The following is a 17,564-nucleotide window of genomic DNA, read 5'->3' on the forward strand; positions in this document are numbered from 1 at the left end:
CCGCCGAAGCGCGCAGCCTCAGGCGGATCAGGGCCGCGTGTGTCTGAGCGAAGCGAGTTTCACGCGGACCCCGCCTGAGGCGAGCACTGCAGGGAAGCCCGAAGGGCCGGCGCAGCGGGGTCGCACAGCCCGCACCGCATACCGGGCGGCCCCCCACCGGAACAACTCACCATCAAGCCTCGCGCCGCACCGCCGCGGGCTGCGCGTCCTGCACGGGCAAGGTCAACACCACGTGCTTCTCGCGCGACCGCGCCAGCACCGGCGCAAGCGCAACCCCCGTGTGCGTGCCCAGCCGCACCACTTCTTCCGGCGGTGCGGCAGCCACCACACGCCCACCGGAATTGCCACCTTCGGGACCGAGATCGATCAGCCAATCAGCTTCGGCGATCACGTCCAGGTCATGCTCGATCACGACCACACTGTGACCGCCGTTCACCAACCGGTGCAGCACATGGATCAGCTTCTCCACATCCGCCATGTGCAACCCCACCGTCGGCTCGTCGAGCACATACAGCGTATGCGGCGCCTTGTTGCCGCGCCGCGTGACATCGTCCCGAACCTTGCTGAGTTCGGTCACCAGCTTGATACGCTGCGCCTCTCCTCCGGAGAGCGTCGGTGAAGGCTGACCCAGGGTGAGATAGCCCAGCCCCACATCCTTGAGCAACTGCAGCGGATGGCTGATGTTGGGCATCGACGCGAAGAACTCGACCGCCTCATCCACCTCCATCTGCAACACATCGCCAATGCTCTTTCCGCGCCAGCTCACCGCCAGCGTCTCGGGATTGAAGCGCGCGCCATGGCAGACCTCGCACGGCACCTTCACGTCCGGAAGGAAGCTCATCTCGATGGTGCGCACGCCCGCGCCGTCGCAGCCGGGGCAGCGGCCCTCGCCCGTGTTGAAGCTGAAGCGCGCCGGCCCGTAGCCGCGCGCCTTGGCTTCGAGCGTGTCGGCAAACAGCTTGCGGATCGTGTCCCAGAAGCCAATGTAGGTCGCCGGGCAACTGCGCGGCGTCTTGCCGATGGGCGTCTGGTCGACCTCCAGCACGCGGTCGATCGTCTCGTAGCCTTCGACCGCACTGCACCCGGCCCAGGCAGGGTGCTTGCCGGCGGCGTCAGCATCGCGGCCCGCCTTGGTCATGCGTTGAACCACCACCGCATACACGTTGGCCAGCAGCACGTCACGCGCCAGCGTCGACTTGCCGGAGCCGCTGACGCCAGTCACCGCCACAAGCCGATGCAAGGGCAATGACACCGTCACGTCCTGCAGGTTGTGAAGATCGGCGCCGCCCACCGTGAGCCAGCCCGGCGCTCCCGGTTCAGGCGCAGGCACCGGACGCCGCGCCTGCAAAGGATGCTTGATCGCATCGCGCAGATAGCGGCCCGTCTGTGAATCGATCGCACCCTGAATATCGGAAACCGTGCCCTCCGCCACCAGTCGCCCGCCGCGCTTGCCCGCGCTCGGACCGATGTCGATGATGTGATCGGCACGGCGGATGGTGTCCTCGTCATGCTCCACCACCACCAGCGTGTTGCCCTTGTCGCCCAGCTTGTGGAGCGCGTCCAGCAGGATCTGGTTGTCCCGCGCATGCAGGCCAATGGTCGGTTCGTCCAGCACGTAGCAGACGCCTTGCAGGTTGCTGCCGAGTTGCGCGGCAAGTCGAATGCGCTGGGCCTCGCCACCGCTCAGGGTCGGCGCGCCACGGTCCAGCGTGAGATAGCCCAGCCCAACCTCTTCGAGGAATTCGAGACGACTCTTGATCTCGGGCACAAGGTCGCGCGCGATCTCGGCTTCGCGGCCAACCAACCGCAAGCCTTCGAACCACACGCGGATGTCGCTCACGCTCATGCGCGCCAGTTCGGTGATGCCGATGCCGCCGTTGCCGCCCGCATCCGATGTCCCGAAACTCACGGCGCGCGCCGTCGCATTGAGCCGCGTGCCTTGGCAGGTCGGGCACACCACGTCGCCGACATCCTCGGCCTCCGGCTCGGCGAAGGTCTGCTCGCGCCCCTTCTGGTCATCGGCCATCACCGAATCGTCGTAGACCTTGCGCTGCTCCTTCGTGAGCTTGACGCCGGTGCCCACGCAGTCGGGACACCAGCCATGCTTGCTGTTGTACGAGAACAGGCGCGGATCGAGCTCCGCATAGCTGGTGCTGCACACCGGGCACGCGCGCAGCGTCGAGAACACATGCGCACGCCCGATGCCGACGGTCGGCGCGCCGGCCATCATCGCGCCGCGCAGACCGGTGAGATCGCTCAGCACATGCACCACGCCCTTGCCGTGTTCCAGCGCGCGCGTCAGCGCTTGCCTCAGCTCGGTTTCCTGCGCGGGCAGCACATCGAGGCTCGCCACCGGCAGCTCGATGCTGTGCTCCTTGAAGCGATCGATGCGCGGGAAATTCGTCGTCGGCAAGAACTCGCCGTCGACCCGCAGGTGGGTGTAGCCGCGCGGCCGCGCCCAGTCGGCCAGTTCGGTGTAGACACCCTTGCGGTTGCTTACCAGCGGCGCCAGCAGGCCGATGTGCTGGCCCTTGAAGTTCTTCAGAAGTTGCGCCGCGATGCTGTCGGGCGTCTGCGGCTGAACGGCAGCGCCTTCGTGGATGCAATGCTGGATACCGAGCTTGACGTACAGCAGCCGCAGGAAATGCCACACCTCGGTGGTCGTGCCCACCGTGCTCTTGCGGCCACCGCGCGACAGCCGCTGTTCGATCGCAACGGTCGGCGGAATGCCGTACACCGCATCCACTTCCGGCCGGCCGGCCGGCTGCACGATGCTGCGCGCATAGGCGTTCAGAGATTCGAGGTAACGCCGCTGCCCCTCATTGAAAAGGATGTCGAAGGCCAGGGTGGACTTGCCCGAGCCGCTCACGCCGGTCACCACGCTGAACTTGCCGCGCGGGATGTCGACCGAAAGATGCTTGAGGTTGTGCTCGCGCGCATTGACGATCTGGATCGCGTCGCGCCCCGCCGTCGGTTGCGCACGTGCAGCGTAGGACCGCGCCGCGCGTTCCGCCACCTTGTAGGCACCGGGGCCGATTGCGAGTTCGTAGTCCGCCAACGCTGCGCCGGTGAGGGACGCGCGGTTCTCGCGCACCTGCTCCGGCGTGCCGACAGCCACGATCTGCCCGCCACCCTCCCCGCCTTCGGGGCCCAGGTCGATCAGCCAGTCGCTGGCGCGGATCACGTCGAGGTTGTGCTCGATCACGACGAGCGAATGCCCGGCATCGAGCAGCTTGCGCAACGCGCGCATCAGCCGCGCAATGTCGTCGAAGTGCAGGCCGGTGGTCGGTTCGTCGAAGAGGAACAGCGTGCCCTTGCGCGCCAGCGGTTGCTTGCTGGCGCTGCCGTTCTTTGCCGCCTCGGCCAGGAAGCCCGCCAGCTTGAGGCGCTGCGCCTCGCCGCCGCTGAGCGTGGGCACCGGCTGGCCGAGCTTCACGTAGTCGAGCCCCACGTCGACGATGGGTTGCAGCATGCGCAGCACGTCGCGATCGGCCTCGAAAGCCGCTGTAGCTTCGGCGACAGTGAGGTCGAGCACGTCCGCCACGTTGACGCTGCGGCCCGCGCGCTCGATCTTCACTTCGAGAATCTCGGGGCGATAACGCTTGCCGTCGCAATCGGGGCAGCGCAGGTAGACGTCGGAGAGAAACTGCATCTCGACGTGCTCGAAACCCGAGCCGCCGCAGGTCGGGCAACGCCCGTCACCGCTGTTGAAGCTGAACTTGGACGCGGTGTAGCCACGCTGCCGCGACAGCGCAGCCGTGGCGAAGATTTCGCGAATCGCGTCCCACGCGCCCACGTAGCTCGCAGGATTGGAACGCGCGGTCTTGCCGATCGGCGACTGGTCGACGAAGACCACATCGCTCAGGTGATCGGCGCCCAGCAGACGGTCATGCGCGCCCGGCGATTCAGTCGCCCTGCCGAAATGCCGCATCAGCGCCGGTGCGAGCACATCCTGCACCAGCGTCGACTTGCCCGATCCGCTCACGCCGGTGATGCACACCAGCCGCGACAGCGGCAACTCGACCGTCACGTTCTGCAGGTTGTGCTCGCGCACGCCTTCCAGGATGAGGCGCGGCGTGTTCTCGCTCACCATGCGGCGGAAACCCATGCCGATCTGCTTGCGTCCGCCGAGGTACTGGCCGGTCAGCGTCTCGGCGTCGCGCAGCGCGTCGGTGCTGCCGTCGAACACCACCTGTCCGCCGCGCACGCCGGGGCCGGGGCCCATGTCGATCACGCGGTCGGCGGCCAGCATGACGGCCGGGTCGTGCTCGACCACCACCAGCGTGTTGCCCGCGTCGCGCAAGCGCAGCATGGCTTCGGTGATGCGGTTCATGTCGCGCGGATGCAGCCCGATACTGGGCTCGTCGAGCACGAAGAGTGTGTTGACCAGCGACGTGCCGAGCGCGGTCGTGAGGTTGATGCGCTGCACCTCGCCGCCGCTCAGCGTGCGGCTTTGCCGGTCGAGCGTGAGATAGCCGATGCCGACATCGTGCAGGTAGCGCAGCCGCGTCGTGATCTCTTCGAACAGCAGCTTGAGCGCCTGCACATCGCCTTCGTTCGCGGTGGCTCCGCTGCCGTGGCTCTCGATCCCGTCGAAGAAGCGCCGCAGCCGCTCGATGGGCAGCAGCATCAGGTCGTGCAGGCAGAGGCCGGGCAGCGCTTCCAGCTGCTCCCGCGACCATTTGGCGCCCACCGGCATGAAGCGCTTCGCCGGGTCGAGCACGGCGTCGGCATCCTGCTTGCTGCCGATGCGCCACAGCAGGCTTTCGAGCTTGAGCCGCGCGCCCGCGCAGGTCGGACATGGCGTGTAGCTGCGGTACTTCGACAAGAGCACGCGGATGTGCATCTTGTAGGCCTTGCTCTCCAGGTAGGCGAAGAAGCGGCGCACGCCATACCACTGCTTGTTCCAGTTGCCTTCCTTGTAGTTGGGGGTGCCTTCGATCACCCAATGCTTCTGCTCGTCGGTCAGCTTGTTCCACGGCGTGTCGCGTGGAATGCCGGCGACTTCGGCGTGGCGCATGAGGTCGTCCTGTGCTTCTTTCCAGGCGGGGGTCTGGATGGTCTTGATCGCACCGGCGCGCAGCGTGAGCTTGTCGTTCGGGATCACGAGGCCGAGATCGACACCGATCACCCGGCCGAAGCCACGGCAGGTCTCGCACGCGCCCACTGCGGAGTTGAAAGAGAATTTCGACGGGATCGGGTCGGTGTAGCGGATGTCGCTCTCGGGGCAATGCAGGCCGGTCGAGAACTTCCAGATGTCCGGGTCCGCACCCTCTTCCGCCGACAGCGCGTAGACCGTCAGCCGTCCGCTGCCGCGCTTGAGCGCCACCTCGATCGCTTCCACCACGCGCGCCCTTTCGGCGCCGGCCACGCGGAAGCGATCGGCCACCACGTCGAGCACCTTGCGCGGCCCGGTCGGTGTCGCGACGTCCCGCTCGGCCTGCACCCGCGTGAAGCCGCTGGCGGACAGCCATTGCGTCACTTCGTCCGCGCTGGTGCCGGCCGGCAGTTCGACCGGAAAAGTCAGCACCACGCGCGGATCGCCCGCTGCGGTGGCGCGCGAGACCAGTTCGACGTAGATCGAATCAGGTGAATCGTGCCGCACCGGCAACGCGGTCTGACGGTCGAAAAGCTGCGCCGCGCGCGCGAAGAGCAGCTTCAGGTGGTCGTTGAGTTCCGTCATCGTGCCGACGGTCGAGCGCGAGGAACGCACCGGATTCGTCTGGTCGATCGCAATGGCGGGCGGCACGCCTTCGACCTTGTCGACGGCCGGCTTGTCCATGCGGTCGAGGAACTGCCGCGCGTAGGCCGAGAAAGTCTCCACGTAGCGGCGCTGGCCCTCGGCGTAAAGCGTGTCGAACACCAGGCTCGACTTGCCCGAACCGCTCGGGCCGGTGACCACCGTCATCTCGCCGGTGCGGATGTCGAGGTCGAGATTCTGGAGATTGTGCTGACGTGCACCGCGAATCCGGATGGAGCCCTGTGTCATGAATGCCTTGCGGGATAGGGCAGACATTCTAGGAAGACCGGCCAACTTGCGTTGGCCCCGGCGCATGGTTGTCGGCTTTGCAGGGGATTACGAGGCGGACTCCCCGCAATCGGCGTTTACGCGTGGATACATTGGCCGGAAAGGCTCAAGTTGCGCCGGGTTGTCGGTCGCGCGACCACCGCATCCTTGGCGGTTCAGACGCCCAGATGGCGCTGCAGAATCGCGGGTTGGGCCTTCAGATCCTGCGCGGAGCCTTCATAGGCCATGTGGCCGTTGTTGATGATGTACACGCGCTGGGCGAGGGCGAGCGTGGCGGCGAGGTTCTGCTCGACGAGGACGATGGTCTGCCCCGCAGCGGCAAGTTCCCGGCAGGCCTCCATGAGATCGCGCACGATGACCGGGGCCAAACCTTCGAACGGCTCATCCAGCAGGATGATCTTCGGATCGCGGATCAGGGCTCGCCCGATGGCGAGCATCTGCTGCTCCCCGCCGGAGAGATCGGTGCCGCGGCTTTCCCGCCTTTCCTTCAGGCGCGGAAACATCTCGTAGATGCGCGCGAGCGGCCAGCGGCCCTTTGCCGTCAATCCCGCAAGGATGAGGTTTTCCTCGACGTTCAAGCTACCGAAGATCCGTCGCTCTTCATGCACGAGCTGCATGCCGCAGCGCGCGATGGCGTGGCTCTTCCGGCCTGCGAGCTCGATACCGTCGAGCTTCACCGAGCCCGCGCGCGGCGTGACGACACCCATCAGGCTCTTGAGGGTGGTGCTCTTGCCAGCGCCATTGCGCCCGAGCAAGGCGACGACCTCGTTCTTCTCGACGCGAAGCGCCACGTCGAAGAGGATGTGCGAATCCCCGTAGTAGCTGTTGAGGCCGTGGACTTCGAGAAGACTCACTGAAGAACCCCTGCGCTGCGCTCTACGGACCCACCACCCTGAGGAGCGATCCTCCGGCTCATGCTGCAACCGCCTCGTGGACACCGCCCAGATAGGCCTCCTGGACCCGCCCATTGCCCTTGACCTCTTCGGGCGTGCCCTCGACGAGCAGTTTGCCTTCCTGCAAGACGGTGATGCGCTCGGCAAGCTCGAACAGCGCATCCATGTCGTGATCGATGATCACCAGCGTGCGGCCCTTGGCGATCGACTTGAGCAGCGACACGGTCTCGAGGCGCTCGCTCGGACTCATGCCTGCAAGCGGCTCGTCGAGAAGCAGCAGACTGGGTGAGGAGGCGAGCGCCAGCCCGATCTCCAGCCGGCGTTTCTCGCCGTAGGCGAGCTGTGAAACCGAGGCATCCGCGCGGCCTTCGAGCCTGATCAGGCGCAGCGTGCGCTCGACCTGTTCCTGCAGGCCTTGCACCTTCCCGACGGGGCGCAGCAGATCCAGCTTGAACTTCCCGCGCAGCTCGGCGAGCGCGGCGATCGTCACGTTCTCGCGCACGGTGAGGCGATTGAACAGCTGATTGACCTGGTAGCTCTTCGTCAAGCCGAGTTGGCATACCTCGGTCACGCGCATGCCCGTGATGTCGCGCCCTTCGAACATGATCCGGCCAGCGGTGGGCGGCACTTCGCAGGTGAGCATCTTGAAGAAGGTCGATTTGCCGGCGCCATTCGGACCGATGATTCCACGCAGCTCGCCGGCATTCACGGTGAAGTCGATTCCCTCGTTGGCGATCACGCCGCCGTAGTGCTTGGTCAGACCTATCACTTGCAATACGGGACCGGAGTGGGCCGCATCGGCGTGATGCGTGGCATGCTCCGCCGCATCGGCGGGATCGGCGTTCGATGGGAGCGACGTTTCAATCATCGGCGCGTGAGCCTCCGCGGCGCGGCCACCGGTCGCCCTCCGGTACACCTCCCGCAGTCCGCCAATGATCCCTTGGCGCAGGAAGCACACCAGAAGAACAAAGACCAGGCCCAGCACGAGTTTCCATGCGGCGCCGAGGTTCAACGTGGCTTGCAGGAAGTCCTGCAGGAACAGCCACACGGCAGCGCCCACGAGCGGACCGATCAAGGTGCCGCTCCCGCCGATGGCCGTCTGGATGATGAGCTGGCCGGAAGTGGCGAACATGAAAGCGTCGGGCGGCATGAAGCCTTGCAGCGCACCGAGCAGACCACCCGCAAACCCTGCGTATGCGGCCGCGATGACGAAGGCCGTGAGCTTGTATGCCTGCACGTTGTGCCCGACTGCTGCCGCGCGCAGGGGGTTCTCGCGGATCGCCGCGAGAACGGCGCCGACCGGTGAGCGCACGATGCGCAGCGCCAGCACGAGACCGACGAAGTAGCAGAACGCGAGGAACGGGTACAGCGACCAGCCCGAGGTGAAGTTCAAGGTCGTGAAGCCGAGATCGATGCTCGGCGTCGGTACACCAGGCAGGCCGTTCTCACCGCCGGTCCAGTCGGCAAGCGGGTTGAATTCCACGAAGAAAAAGATCTCCCCGATCGCCACCGTGATCATCGCGAAGTAGATGCCCGTGCGCCGCAAGGCGAGCATGCCGACGAGCCATCCGACGATCGCTGCTACCACCATGCCGATCACGAGCGCCGTGATCACATGTGGAAACCCCGCGCGCGTGAGCAGGTAGGCTGCGACGAAGCCGCCCGTGCCATAGAACGCCGATTGCCCGAACGACAGCAGGCCTGTGAAACCGAAGAGGATGTCGAAGCCAAGCCCGAACAGACCCCACACCAGGATGCGGTTGACCGTGTTCGGCGCGGCGTTGAGGTACGGAAGGACAAAGGGAGCGGCGATGAGGCAAGCCGCCGCCAGAAGCAGGAACCGGAGGCGGCGGATGCGGGCCATCACACGCGCCCCTGAACGCCGAGCAGGCCCCGGGGACGCACGAGCAGCACGAGCGTCATCGCGACAAACAGCATCACGTACGCGTAACCCGGATTGACCATCGATGTGAGGCTGATGATCTGGCCCGCGATGAGCCCGCCGAGCACTGCCCCCGGAAAGGAGCCGACCCCGCCAATGACGACAACCACAAAGGTTTGCACGAGGATCGCTTCGCCCACTTCCGGCGTCAGCGAGACCACGGGCGCATTGACGATGCCGGCGAAACCCGCGGCCATCGCGCCGATGCCGAAGACGACCATGAAGACGCGATAGACGTTGATGCCGAGCGAGTCGACCATCACGGCGTCGTCGATGCCGGCGCGCACGATCATCCCGAGGCGCGTGCGATAGAGCAGCACGTAGAGTGCGAGCAGCGCGAGGGCGCAGATGCCGACCACCGCCAGGCGGTACGTGGGATACATCATCACGCCGAGCGAAGTGATGCCGGTGAGCGCAAGCGGAGGCGGCACGGTGAGCGACTGGCTGGAAAAGATGAGCCGCACGGCTTCCACCAGGCAGATCGACAGGCCGAAGGTCACCAGCAGTTGATCCTCATCGGGCCGAGCGTAGAAGTGGCGGATGATCACGCGCTCCATCACGAGGCCAAGCAGTCCGACAGCCAAGGTGCCGGCCGCAAGTGCCACGAGAAAGGAGCCCGTGGCCTGGAACGCCGCATAGCCCGCGTAGCCACCCAACATGAACATCGCGCCGTGCGCGAGATTCAGCACGCCAAGCGTCCCGTAGATGATGGTGAGGCCCGAACTGATCAGCGCCAGCAGGGCCCCCAGGGCGAGCCCGTTGAAAAGCTGTGAGAGGAAGTTCGTCCAGGTGATCACTGATCAGCTGTATGAGCCAAGGTTGCAACCGAAGGCGTCGGGCTTCTGCATCAGCCCCGCGCCCGGCACCACTTCAACGACTTCCCAGAAATCTTCCTTGTTGCGCATCGCGCTGGGCTTCTTGCCGCGCACGATGACCACCGGTCGCACCAACTGGTGGTCTTCGGGCCGCCAGCTCACCTCGCCCACCAAAGACTGAAGCTTGCGCGGGGTTTCGTACGACTTGATGACATCCGGCGGGTAGAACGTGCCTGCATGCTCCACGGCCTCGGCCCACAGGGCGAACTCCATGTACGCGTTCTCGGCGCCCCACTCGGGCTTGTAGCCGTACTTCTTCTCGAACTCCTGCACGAACATCTTGGCGAGCGGGTACTTGTCTTCGAGCGTCCACCAGAAGTCCGTCGCGGCGAAGACGCCTTCCGTCGTTTCGGCGCCGACCTCGCGAGCCAAGAAAGGGATTTGGTAGGGAATCACCAATTTCATCTTCGGCAGGAGTCCGAATTGCTTCGCCTGCTGAGTGGAGAGCACCGCGTCGTGGCCCCAGTTCACGTTGATGAGGAATTCGGCGCCGGAGTTGGCGATGTTCGTGAGATAGGAGCTGTAGTCGGGCGCGCCGAGCGGCGAGACCTGATTGGTCACCATCTGCCACCCGCCGTTCTCGGTGAGAAAGTCGTTCACCGATTTCGTGACCGTGTGGCCGTACGTGTAGTCCGGCGTCATGAAGGCGGCCTTCTTGTTCTTGCCGTAAGCCTTGAGCAGCGCTGGCCCGATGGCGTTGGCGGCAGTCTCACCGTAGAAGTTCTGGCGCACGCCGTAGCGCACGCAGTCCTTGCCGGTGGTGTCATTCGAGCCCGAGATGCCGCAGACGAAAAGCACCTTCTCGCGCTGCGCCAGCTTGTTGAGTGCGACCGCCACGGCGCTGGAGGTGCCGCCGGTGATCATGATGGCCTTGTTCTCGGTGATGAAGCGCTGCTGCGCCTGCACCGCGTCGTTCGGCTTGGCGGCAGAGTCTGCAACGCCGTAGACAAGCTTCTTGCCCAACACACCTTTTGTTGTCTTGGGCGAAATGGCCTTGATGAGCGGGTGACCCGCGTTGATATGTTCGATGGCGAGCTGATAGCCCTTCAATTCGTCCTCGCCCTGCAGGGCGTAGGTGCCCGTGCGCGGGACGCTGATGCCGATGAACACGGAGTCGCCCGACGTACCCGCGGGCCACGTGCCGATGGGTGCCTTGTCGTCCGCCCATGCGGTTTCAATGACTCCGGGTAAAGCGACCAAACCGGCAGCGGCCGCGCCGATGCGGACGAATTCCCGCCGGCTCGGCGAGAAGGGGGGGGCTTTCTTGTCGTACTGCATTGCGATCTCCTGCTGGTTGGGCCATGACCACGGAAGTCCGATTTGAATTTGGATCAAATGGACTTTGATCCAATGTATCTGAACGTGATATATCCGACGTCGGCGAATACCCTCACTGAAACATGCTCCACAGTCGTGCCGACAGAAAGGGCCTCGTACCGCAACAGTACGAAGCCCCTTTGTTGAACCGGGGGCCGAAACCCTCGTGGAGCGCCGATCAATCGTTGGCGTAAATATCCACGTCCTTCGTCTCGCGGATGAAGATCGTGCCCACGACCAGCGTCACGGCGGCGATGATGATCGGATACCACAGGCCGTTGTACATGTTGCCCGTGCTGGCCACGATCGCGAACGCAGTGGTCGGCAGCAGGCCGCCGAACCAGCCGTTGCCGATGTGGTACGGCAGGCTCATCGAGGTGTAGCGGATGCGTGTCGGGAACAGTTCGACCAGCATCGCGGCGATCGGGCCGTAGACCATCGTCACCAGCAGCACCAGCCAGAACAGCAGCGCGACGGTCAGGACCTTGTTCATCTTCGCCGGGTCGGCCTTGCTCGGGTAGCCGGCGGCCTTGAGCCCGTCGGCGACCGACTTCTTGAACGCTGCGATTTCCTTGCTCGATGCCTCATCGAATTTGTGGTTGACCACGTTGCCGGCCGGCGCGGTGATCGCCACCTCGCCGATCTTGACCACGGCGGGCGAGCCGGCGGGGCCATCGATGCGCTCGTAGCTCACCGAGTTCTGCACCAGGAAGCGCTTGGCAATGTCGCAGGAACTGCTGAAATCAATCTCACGCGCCACGGGATTACCCTGGAATGAGCAGGACCGCGGATCTGCAGTCACCGTCACGCCGGCGGTGGCCTGTGCCCTCGCCAGGTCAGGGTTGGCGGCTTCGGTCAGCATCTTGAAGACCGGGAAGTAGGTCACGACGGCCAGCAGGCAGCCGGCCATGATGATCGGCTTGCGGCCGATCTTGTCGGAGAGCGCGCCGAACACGACGAAGAAGGGCGTGCCGATCAGCAGTGCGAGGCCGATCATCAGGTTCGCGGTGGTGCCGTCGACCTTGAGCTGCTGCGTCAGGAAGAAGAGCGCGTAGAACTGGCCCGAATACCAGACCACCGCCTGGCCGGCCGTCAGGCCGATCAGCGCCAGGATCACGATCTTCAGGTTCTTCCACTGGCCGAAGGATTCGGCCAGCGGCGCCTTCGAGGTCTTGCCCTCGGCCTTCATCTTCTGGAACGCCGGCGACTCCGACAGCGACAGCCGGATCCAGACCGACACGGCGAGCAGTGCAATCGACACCAGGAACGGAATGCGCCATGCCCAATCGGCGAAGGCGGCCTCGCCCACGCCTTCACGCACGCCGAGGATGACCACCAGGCTCAGGAACAGGCCGAGCGTGGCGGTGGTCTGAATCCACGAGGTGTAGGCGCCGCGCTTGCCGTGCGGCGAGTGCTCGGCCACATAGGTGGCGGCACCGCCGTACTCGCCGCCGAGCGCGAGGCCCTGCAGCATGCGCAACGCGATGAGGATCACGGGTGCCGCGACGCCGATGGTGGCGTAGCTGGGCAACAGACCGACGATGAAGGTCGACAGGCCCATGATCAGGATGGTGACCAGGAAGGTGTACTTGCGGCCGATCATGTCGCCGAGCCGGCCGAACACGATGGCGCCGAAGGGACGCACCAGGAAGCCCGCCGCAAAGGCCAGCAGCGCAAAGATGAAGGCCGCGCCCGCTTCGAGACCGCTGAAGAACTGCTTGGCGATGATCGCCGCGAGCGAGCCATAGAGATAGAAGTCGTACCACTCGAACACCGTGCCCAGCGAGGAGGCGAAGATGACCTTCTTCTCCTCGGCGGTCATCGGTCGGGGGGCGCTGTGCGGCGCTCCCCTTGAATCTAGTGTGGCTGACATGTCGTCTCCTTCGTATGAAATGCGCCCACGGCGTGGGACGTGACGCATTCTTGGAGAGCCGACTGACCCGAGCCTGTCGCGAAACTGAATGCTCGCTGACGACTTAAGGTGAAACCCGCTCTTCGCGTTTCAGCCTGTAAAAAGCTCGCCCCCAGGTTGGCTCACTTCGTGTAGCCGCCCACCCCCTACCGGGGGCAATACCAGCGGCCCGGCGGAGCCGGTTCCGCGGTATTTCTGGAATGGGATTATTTGCGCAGCAGCGAAGGGCGCTGGTCCGCGCTGATCCACTCAGGACCGTCGAACCATGCGTCGCCTGCGAGGTAAGAGCGGAGCATCCCGAGGCCGTCGAAGCCCCAGAACAGGCGATCGTCGACTTCGTAGGCCGGCACACCGAAGACGCCCCGCGCGATGGCCTCGTCGGTGTTCGCCTTGAGTTGCGCCTTCACTTCGTCGCTGCCCATGTCGCGCACCTGCTTGAGTTGCGCGGCGAGCGTCGCGAGACGCGCCGCATCGCCGGCCTCCTCGCCGGTGCACCACACGTTGCGCAAGATCGTCTCGGCCACGTGGCGGTTGATGTCGCCGTCCGTCGTCGTCGAGAGCGCGAGCCGCAGATGCGGCAGCGGGTTGTAGGGATGCGATGCGGGCATCTGTATCGGAATGCCGTTCGCTCGCGCCAGCCACAGGACGTGGCGGTAGGTCCAGGCGCGCTTCGCCGGGATCTCCGCCGGGCCCAGCTGGCCGTGGTGCTTCAGCAGCGCGCCGAGCAGCACCGGCCGGTAGGCCACGCTGTAGCTCACGCCTTCGAGGGCCCGCGGCAACTGCTCGAAGGCGAGGTAAGCATAGGGCGAGAGAAAGTCCAGATGGAAGGTGATGTGCTTCAAGGCTTGTCTCCGGCGGCGACGAGGAACCCGGCCTCCGCGCGCAGTTCGATCGCGCGCCATACCCGGCGCTTCTCGGCATCGTCCATGCGGCTCCATGCGGCGATCTCCGCGATGGTGCGCAGACAGCCTTCGCAGAAGCCGCTGCAGGGGTCCATGCGGCAGATTGAAATGCACGGCGACGGCACGTCGCTCGCCGTTTCGCGCGCGGCGATGGCTCGATGGGCGAGCGACGACGCGGCGTCAGCGGTCACACCACATCCGCGACCGGCGCACCGGTCAGGCCTTCGAGATCCTGAGGACGCAAGCGCACCACCGCATGCGGATGTCCGGCCGCTGCCCAGATGTCCTCGAAGCGAAAGAGTTCGCGGTCGATCAACATCACCGGCGGGGTGGCATGCGCGAAGGGCGAGACGCCGCCGATCGAGAAACCGGTGCGCGACTTGACGAACTCGGCATCCGCACGGCCGAGCTTGCCGACCAGCGCCTCGACCTTCTTCTCGTCCACGCGCTTGTCGCCCGAAGTCACGACCAGCACCGCGACGTCGTCGGTCTTGCGGCGAAAGACAATGCTCTTCGCGATCTGTCCGACGTCGATGCCCAACGCATCGGCCGCCTGCTGTGCAGTGCGCGCCGCATCGTCGAGCATCTGCGGCGCGTGGGGATGGCCCCTGTCCTGCAGATGGCGTGCGACACGTTGCACGCCATCAGGCAGTGAAGTCAATTCAGCACCACACATCATCCAGCCCTCTTCGCGAGGATGGCCTTCGACGCGCGCGAGTTCGGCGCACGGCCCAGCGCATCGCTGATGTAGACGCCCGCATCGATCAGGCGGTCGAGATCGATGCCCGTCTCGATGCCCATGCCGTGCAGCATGTAGACCACGTCCTCCGTGGCAACGTTGCCCGTCGCGCCCTTCGCATAGGGACAGCCGCCGAGGCCGGCCGACGAAGCGTCGAACTGCCACACGCCCAACTCAAGGCTCGCGAGCGTGTTGCCGAGCGCCTGACCGTAGGTGTCGTGGTAATGCCCAGAGATGTCGTCGACGCTGTAGTGCTTCAACGTCGCCTCCAGTGCCCGCTGCACCTTGAGCGGTGTGCCCACGCCGATGGTGTCGGCCACGCCGATATGCTGCACACCGATCCCCTTCATGAGCCCGGCGAGCATCTCCACGCGCGACGGCGCGATCTCGCCCTCATAGGGGCATCCGACCGAGCACGACATCGACCCGCGCACGTAGATGCCGTTGGCACGCGCCGCCTCGACCACCGGCCGGAAGCGCTCGATGCTCTCGGCGATGGAGCAGTTGATGTTGCGCTGGCTGAAGGCCTCGCTCGCGGCGCCGAACACCACGATCTCGTCGGGCCACTCCTCTCGCGGCGCGGCGATGGCCGCCTCGAAGCCTTTCAGGTTGGGTGTCAGCACCGAATAGCGCACGCCGGCCTTGCGCTGGATGCCATGCATGACCTCGGCGTTGTCCGCCATCTGCGGCACCCACTTGGGCGATACGAAGCTGGTGACCTCGATGTCCTTCAGCCCCGCGTCCTGCAGGCGATGGACGAGGCCGATCTTGATCTCGGCCGGCACGGGCTGCTTCTCGTTCTGGAGGCCGTCGCGCGGGCCGACGTCGACGATCTTGACTCGGGTGGGGAGTTTCATGGCAGTTGTCTTTGGATCTCTAAAAGGCAAGGGCGAGTCAGTATCCGCGTTGGACATCGACCACGCCGGCAACAGGCTCTCCGCGCTCGATCGCCCGGATCTTTCCGGCGATCTGCGTGATCGAGGCTTCGCGCTCGGTGCGCGCGGAACAGTGCGGCGTCACCGTGATCTTCGGGTGCCGCGAGAAGGGATGGTCGGCGGCCAGCGGCTCGACTTCGAACACGTCGAGCGTCGCGCCTGCGAGCTGCCCGCTGTCGATCAACGGAATCAGGTCGGCTTCCACCAGATGCCCGCCGCGCGCCACGTTGATCACATAGCCGCCGGGCTGGCCGCCATTGAGCTTCGACAGCGTCTCGCGGTTCAGGATGCCTCGCGTCGCGGCCGTCAGCGGCAGCAGGTTCACCAGCACGCGACTCGCGCCCAGGAAGTCATCGAAAGCCTCCTCGCCGGCAAAACAGCGAATACCGTCGATGTCCTTGGCGGAACGGCTCCACCCATTGACCGGGAACTCGAACTGCGCGACAGCCTTGCCAACACGCTCGCCCAGCACGCCGAGCCCCATGATCCCGACCGCGAAATCCTTGCGCTCGCGCGGCTTGCGGTAGCTCCAGCGCCCCGCGCGCGACTCGGCCTCATAGGCGTCGAATTCGCGGAAGTGCCGGATCAACGCATGGCAGACGTACTCCGCCATCTGCACCGACATCCCCGCATCGTCGAGCCGAACCACCTGCGTCTGCGGCGGCACCTTGAGCTTGAGCAGCGCGTCCACGCCCGCGCCGATGTTGAACAGCCCCCGCAACCCCGGCTGGTCATCCAGCAGCGCCTGCGGCGGCGCCCAGACCACCGCGTGATCGGCAGGCGCCGCCCCCGGCGCCCAGTTCTCGACTTCCGCCCCCGGCAAGGCGGCACGAAGTCCATCGATCCACGGTTCAGGCCGGTTGTCGGTCAAGCTAACGATGATTCGCATAAGTCAAAAATGGAATTCAGAACACGGCGACAAAGTGCTCCCATTGTCCCGCCTGCAGCCGCCCCTCTTCCCCTTCGTGAAACACCGCGGAACCGGCTCCGCCGGGCCGCCGGTGTTGCCCCCTGCAAGGGGGTGGGCGGCTACACGAAGTGAGCCAACCTGGGGGTTAGTCATAAAGTACGGCGGCGATCTTCGGATCGCCGATGTTCGTCTTGTCGTACCAGAAGAACCCCGTATCAACCACCTTCGGCACCGGCTCGCCCTTGATCGCCTTCACGGCCATCTCCACGGTCTTGTAGCCCATGCCCACAGGGTTCTGCGTGATGGCGCCGGCCATGCTGCCGTCGAGGATCGCGTTCTTCTGCTGCTTGCCGGAGTCGTAGCCGACGATCACGACCTTGCCGTTGCGCTTCATCTCCTTCACGCCGTTGACCACGCCGATGGCCGACCCCTCGTTGGCGCCGAAGATGCCCTTGAGGTTCGGGTAGGCCTGCAGGATCGACTTGGTGATCTCGGTCGACTTCAGCTGATCGCCGCCGCCGTATTGCACGCTCACGATCTTGATGTTCGGGTAGTTCGACTTCATGCGGTTCACGAAGCCGTCGCGCCGGTCGATGCCGGTGCGGCTGGTCTGGTCGTGCACCACGAGCGCCACTTCGCCGGACTTGCCGATCAGGTCGGCCATCTTGTCGGCGGCGAGCGCCGCAGCGGCCTTGTTGTCGGTCGCGGTGGTCGTCAGGGGGATGTCGCTGTCCACGCCCGAGTCGAAGGCGATGACCGGGATCTTCGCCGCCTGCGCCTTCTTCAGCAGCGGAATGGCGGCCTGGCTGTCGAGTGCGGCGAAGCCGATGGCCTGCGGTTTCTTGGCCAGCGCGGCGGCGAGCATGTCGATCTGCTTGTCGACCATCGACTCCGACTCGGGCCCCTCGAAACTGATCTTCACCTTCAGGTCCTTCGCGGCCTGCTCGGCGCCCGACTTCACGGCCTGCCAGAACTGATGCTGGAAGCCCTTGGACACCAGCGGGATATAGATCTCCTGCGACTGCTGCGCATTGGCAATACCCGACAGGCCGATGAGGGCCGCGCCGAGGGTGGTCGTGACTGCTCTTCTCTGGATCATGCGAAGTCTCCT

The 17,564-nt window shown here is 65.3% G+C and carries 12 protein-coding genes; all 12 read right to left on the minus strand.

All coding sequences use genetic code 11. The annotated features are described in order from the left end of the window. Positions 1-172 precede the first annotated feature (172 nt). Positions 173-5,989, minus strand: a complete 5,817-nt coding sequence (uvrA, locus tag AC1DN9_RS25525) for an excinuclease ABC subunit UvrA (RefSeq protein WP_478104660.1) — start codon at positions 5,987-5,989, stop codon at positions 173-175. A 194-nt stretch (positions 5,990-6,183) separates the two neighbouring features. Next, positions 6,184-6,882, minus strand: a complete 699-nt coding sequence (locus AC1DN9_RS25530) for an ABC transporter ATP-binding protein (RefSeq protein ID WP_478104661.1) — start codon at positions 6,880-6,882, stop codon at positions 6,184-6,186. A gap of 58 nt (positions 6,883-6,940) precedes the next feature. Beyond that, positions 6,941-8,785: a branched-chain amino acid ABC transporter ATP-binding protein/permease gene (locus AC1DN9_RS25535; protein ID WP_478104662.1), complete on the minus strand. Its 1,845-nt coding sequence runs from the start codon at positions 8,783-8,785 to the stop codon at positions 6,941-6,943. Further along, complete coding sequence (locus tag AC1DN9_RS25540) at positions 8,785-9,660, minus strand: branched-chain amino acid ABC transporter permease (protein WP_478104663.1); 876 nt, start codon at positions 9,658-9,660, stop codon at positions 8,785-8,787. The genes AC1DN9_RS25535 and AC1DN9_RS25540 overlap by 1 nt, the downstream gene beginning before the upstream one ends. A 3-nt stretch (positions 9,661-9,663) precedes the next feature. Beyond that, on the minus strand, positions 9,664-11,016 hold the full coding sequence (locus AC1DN9_RS25545) for a substrate-binding protein (RefSeq protein ID WP_478104665.1): 1,353 nt from the start codon (positions 11,014-11,016) through the stop codon (positions 9,664-9,666). A 217-nt stretch (positions 11,017-11,233) separates the two neighbouring features. Further along, positions 11,234-12,928 (minus strand): MFS transporter, encoded by a 1,695-nt coding sequence (locus AC1DN9_RS25550; RefSeq protein ID WP_478104666.1) that lies wholly within the window; start codon positions 12,926-12,928, stop codon positions 11,234-11,236. A 245-nt stretch (positions 12,929-13,173) separates the two neighbouring features. Then, positions 13,174-13,809, minus strand: coding sequence for a 2-hydroxychromene-2-carboxylate isomerase (locus tag AC1DN9_RS25555; RefSeq protein WP_478104667.1), 636 nt, complete (start codon positions 13,807-13,809; stop codon positions 13,174-13,176). After that, complete coding sequence (locus AC1DN9_RS25560; protein ID WP_478104669.1) at positions 13,806-14,060, minus strand: DUF1289 domain-containing protein; 255 nt, start codon at positions 14,058-14,060, stop codon at positions 13,806-13,808. The genes AC1DN9_RS25555 and AC1DN9_RS25560 overlap by 4 nt, the downstream gene beginning before the upstream one ends. Next, a complete protein-coding gene (locus tag AC1DN9_RS25565; protein WP_478104753.1) occupies positions 14,057-14,545 on the minus strand; it encodes a YbaK/EbsC family protein in 489 nt (162 codons plus the stop codon). Before AC1DN9_RS25565 ends, AC1DN9_RS25560 begins: the two co-directional genes overlap by 4 nt. After that, positions 14,545-15,465 carry a hydroxymethylglutaryl-CoA lyase gene (locus AC1DN9_RS25570; RefSeq protein ID WP_478104670.1) on the minus strand — a complete coding sequence of 307 codons (921 nt, stop codon included), beginning with the start codon at positions 15,463-15,465 and terminating at the stop codon, positions 14,545-14,547. Before AC1DN9_RS25570 ends, AC1DN9_RS25565 begins: the two co-directional genes overlap by 1 nt. Before the next feature lie 37 nt (positions 15,466-15,502). Then, positions 15,503-16,432 carry a 2-hydroxyacid dehydrogenase gene (locus AC1DN9_RS25575; RefSeq protein WP_478104671.1) on the minus strand — a complete coding sequence of 310 codons (930 nt, stop codon included), beginning with the start codon at positions 16,430-16,432 and terminating at the stop codon, positions 15,503-15,505. Positions 16,433-16,598: 166 nt separating this feature from the next. Then, on the minus strand, positions 16,599-17,552 hold the full coding sequence (locus AC1DN9_RS25580; RefSeq protein ID WP_478104673.1) for a substrate-binding domain-containing protein: 954 nt from the start codon (positions 17,550-17,552) through the stop codon (positions 16,599-16,601). Positions 17,553-17,564 lie beyond the last annotated feature (12 nt).

Source organism: Variovorax sp. 05L425 (genome assembly GCF_056397705.1).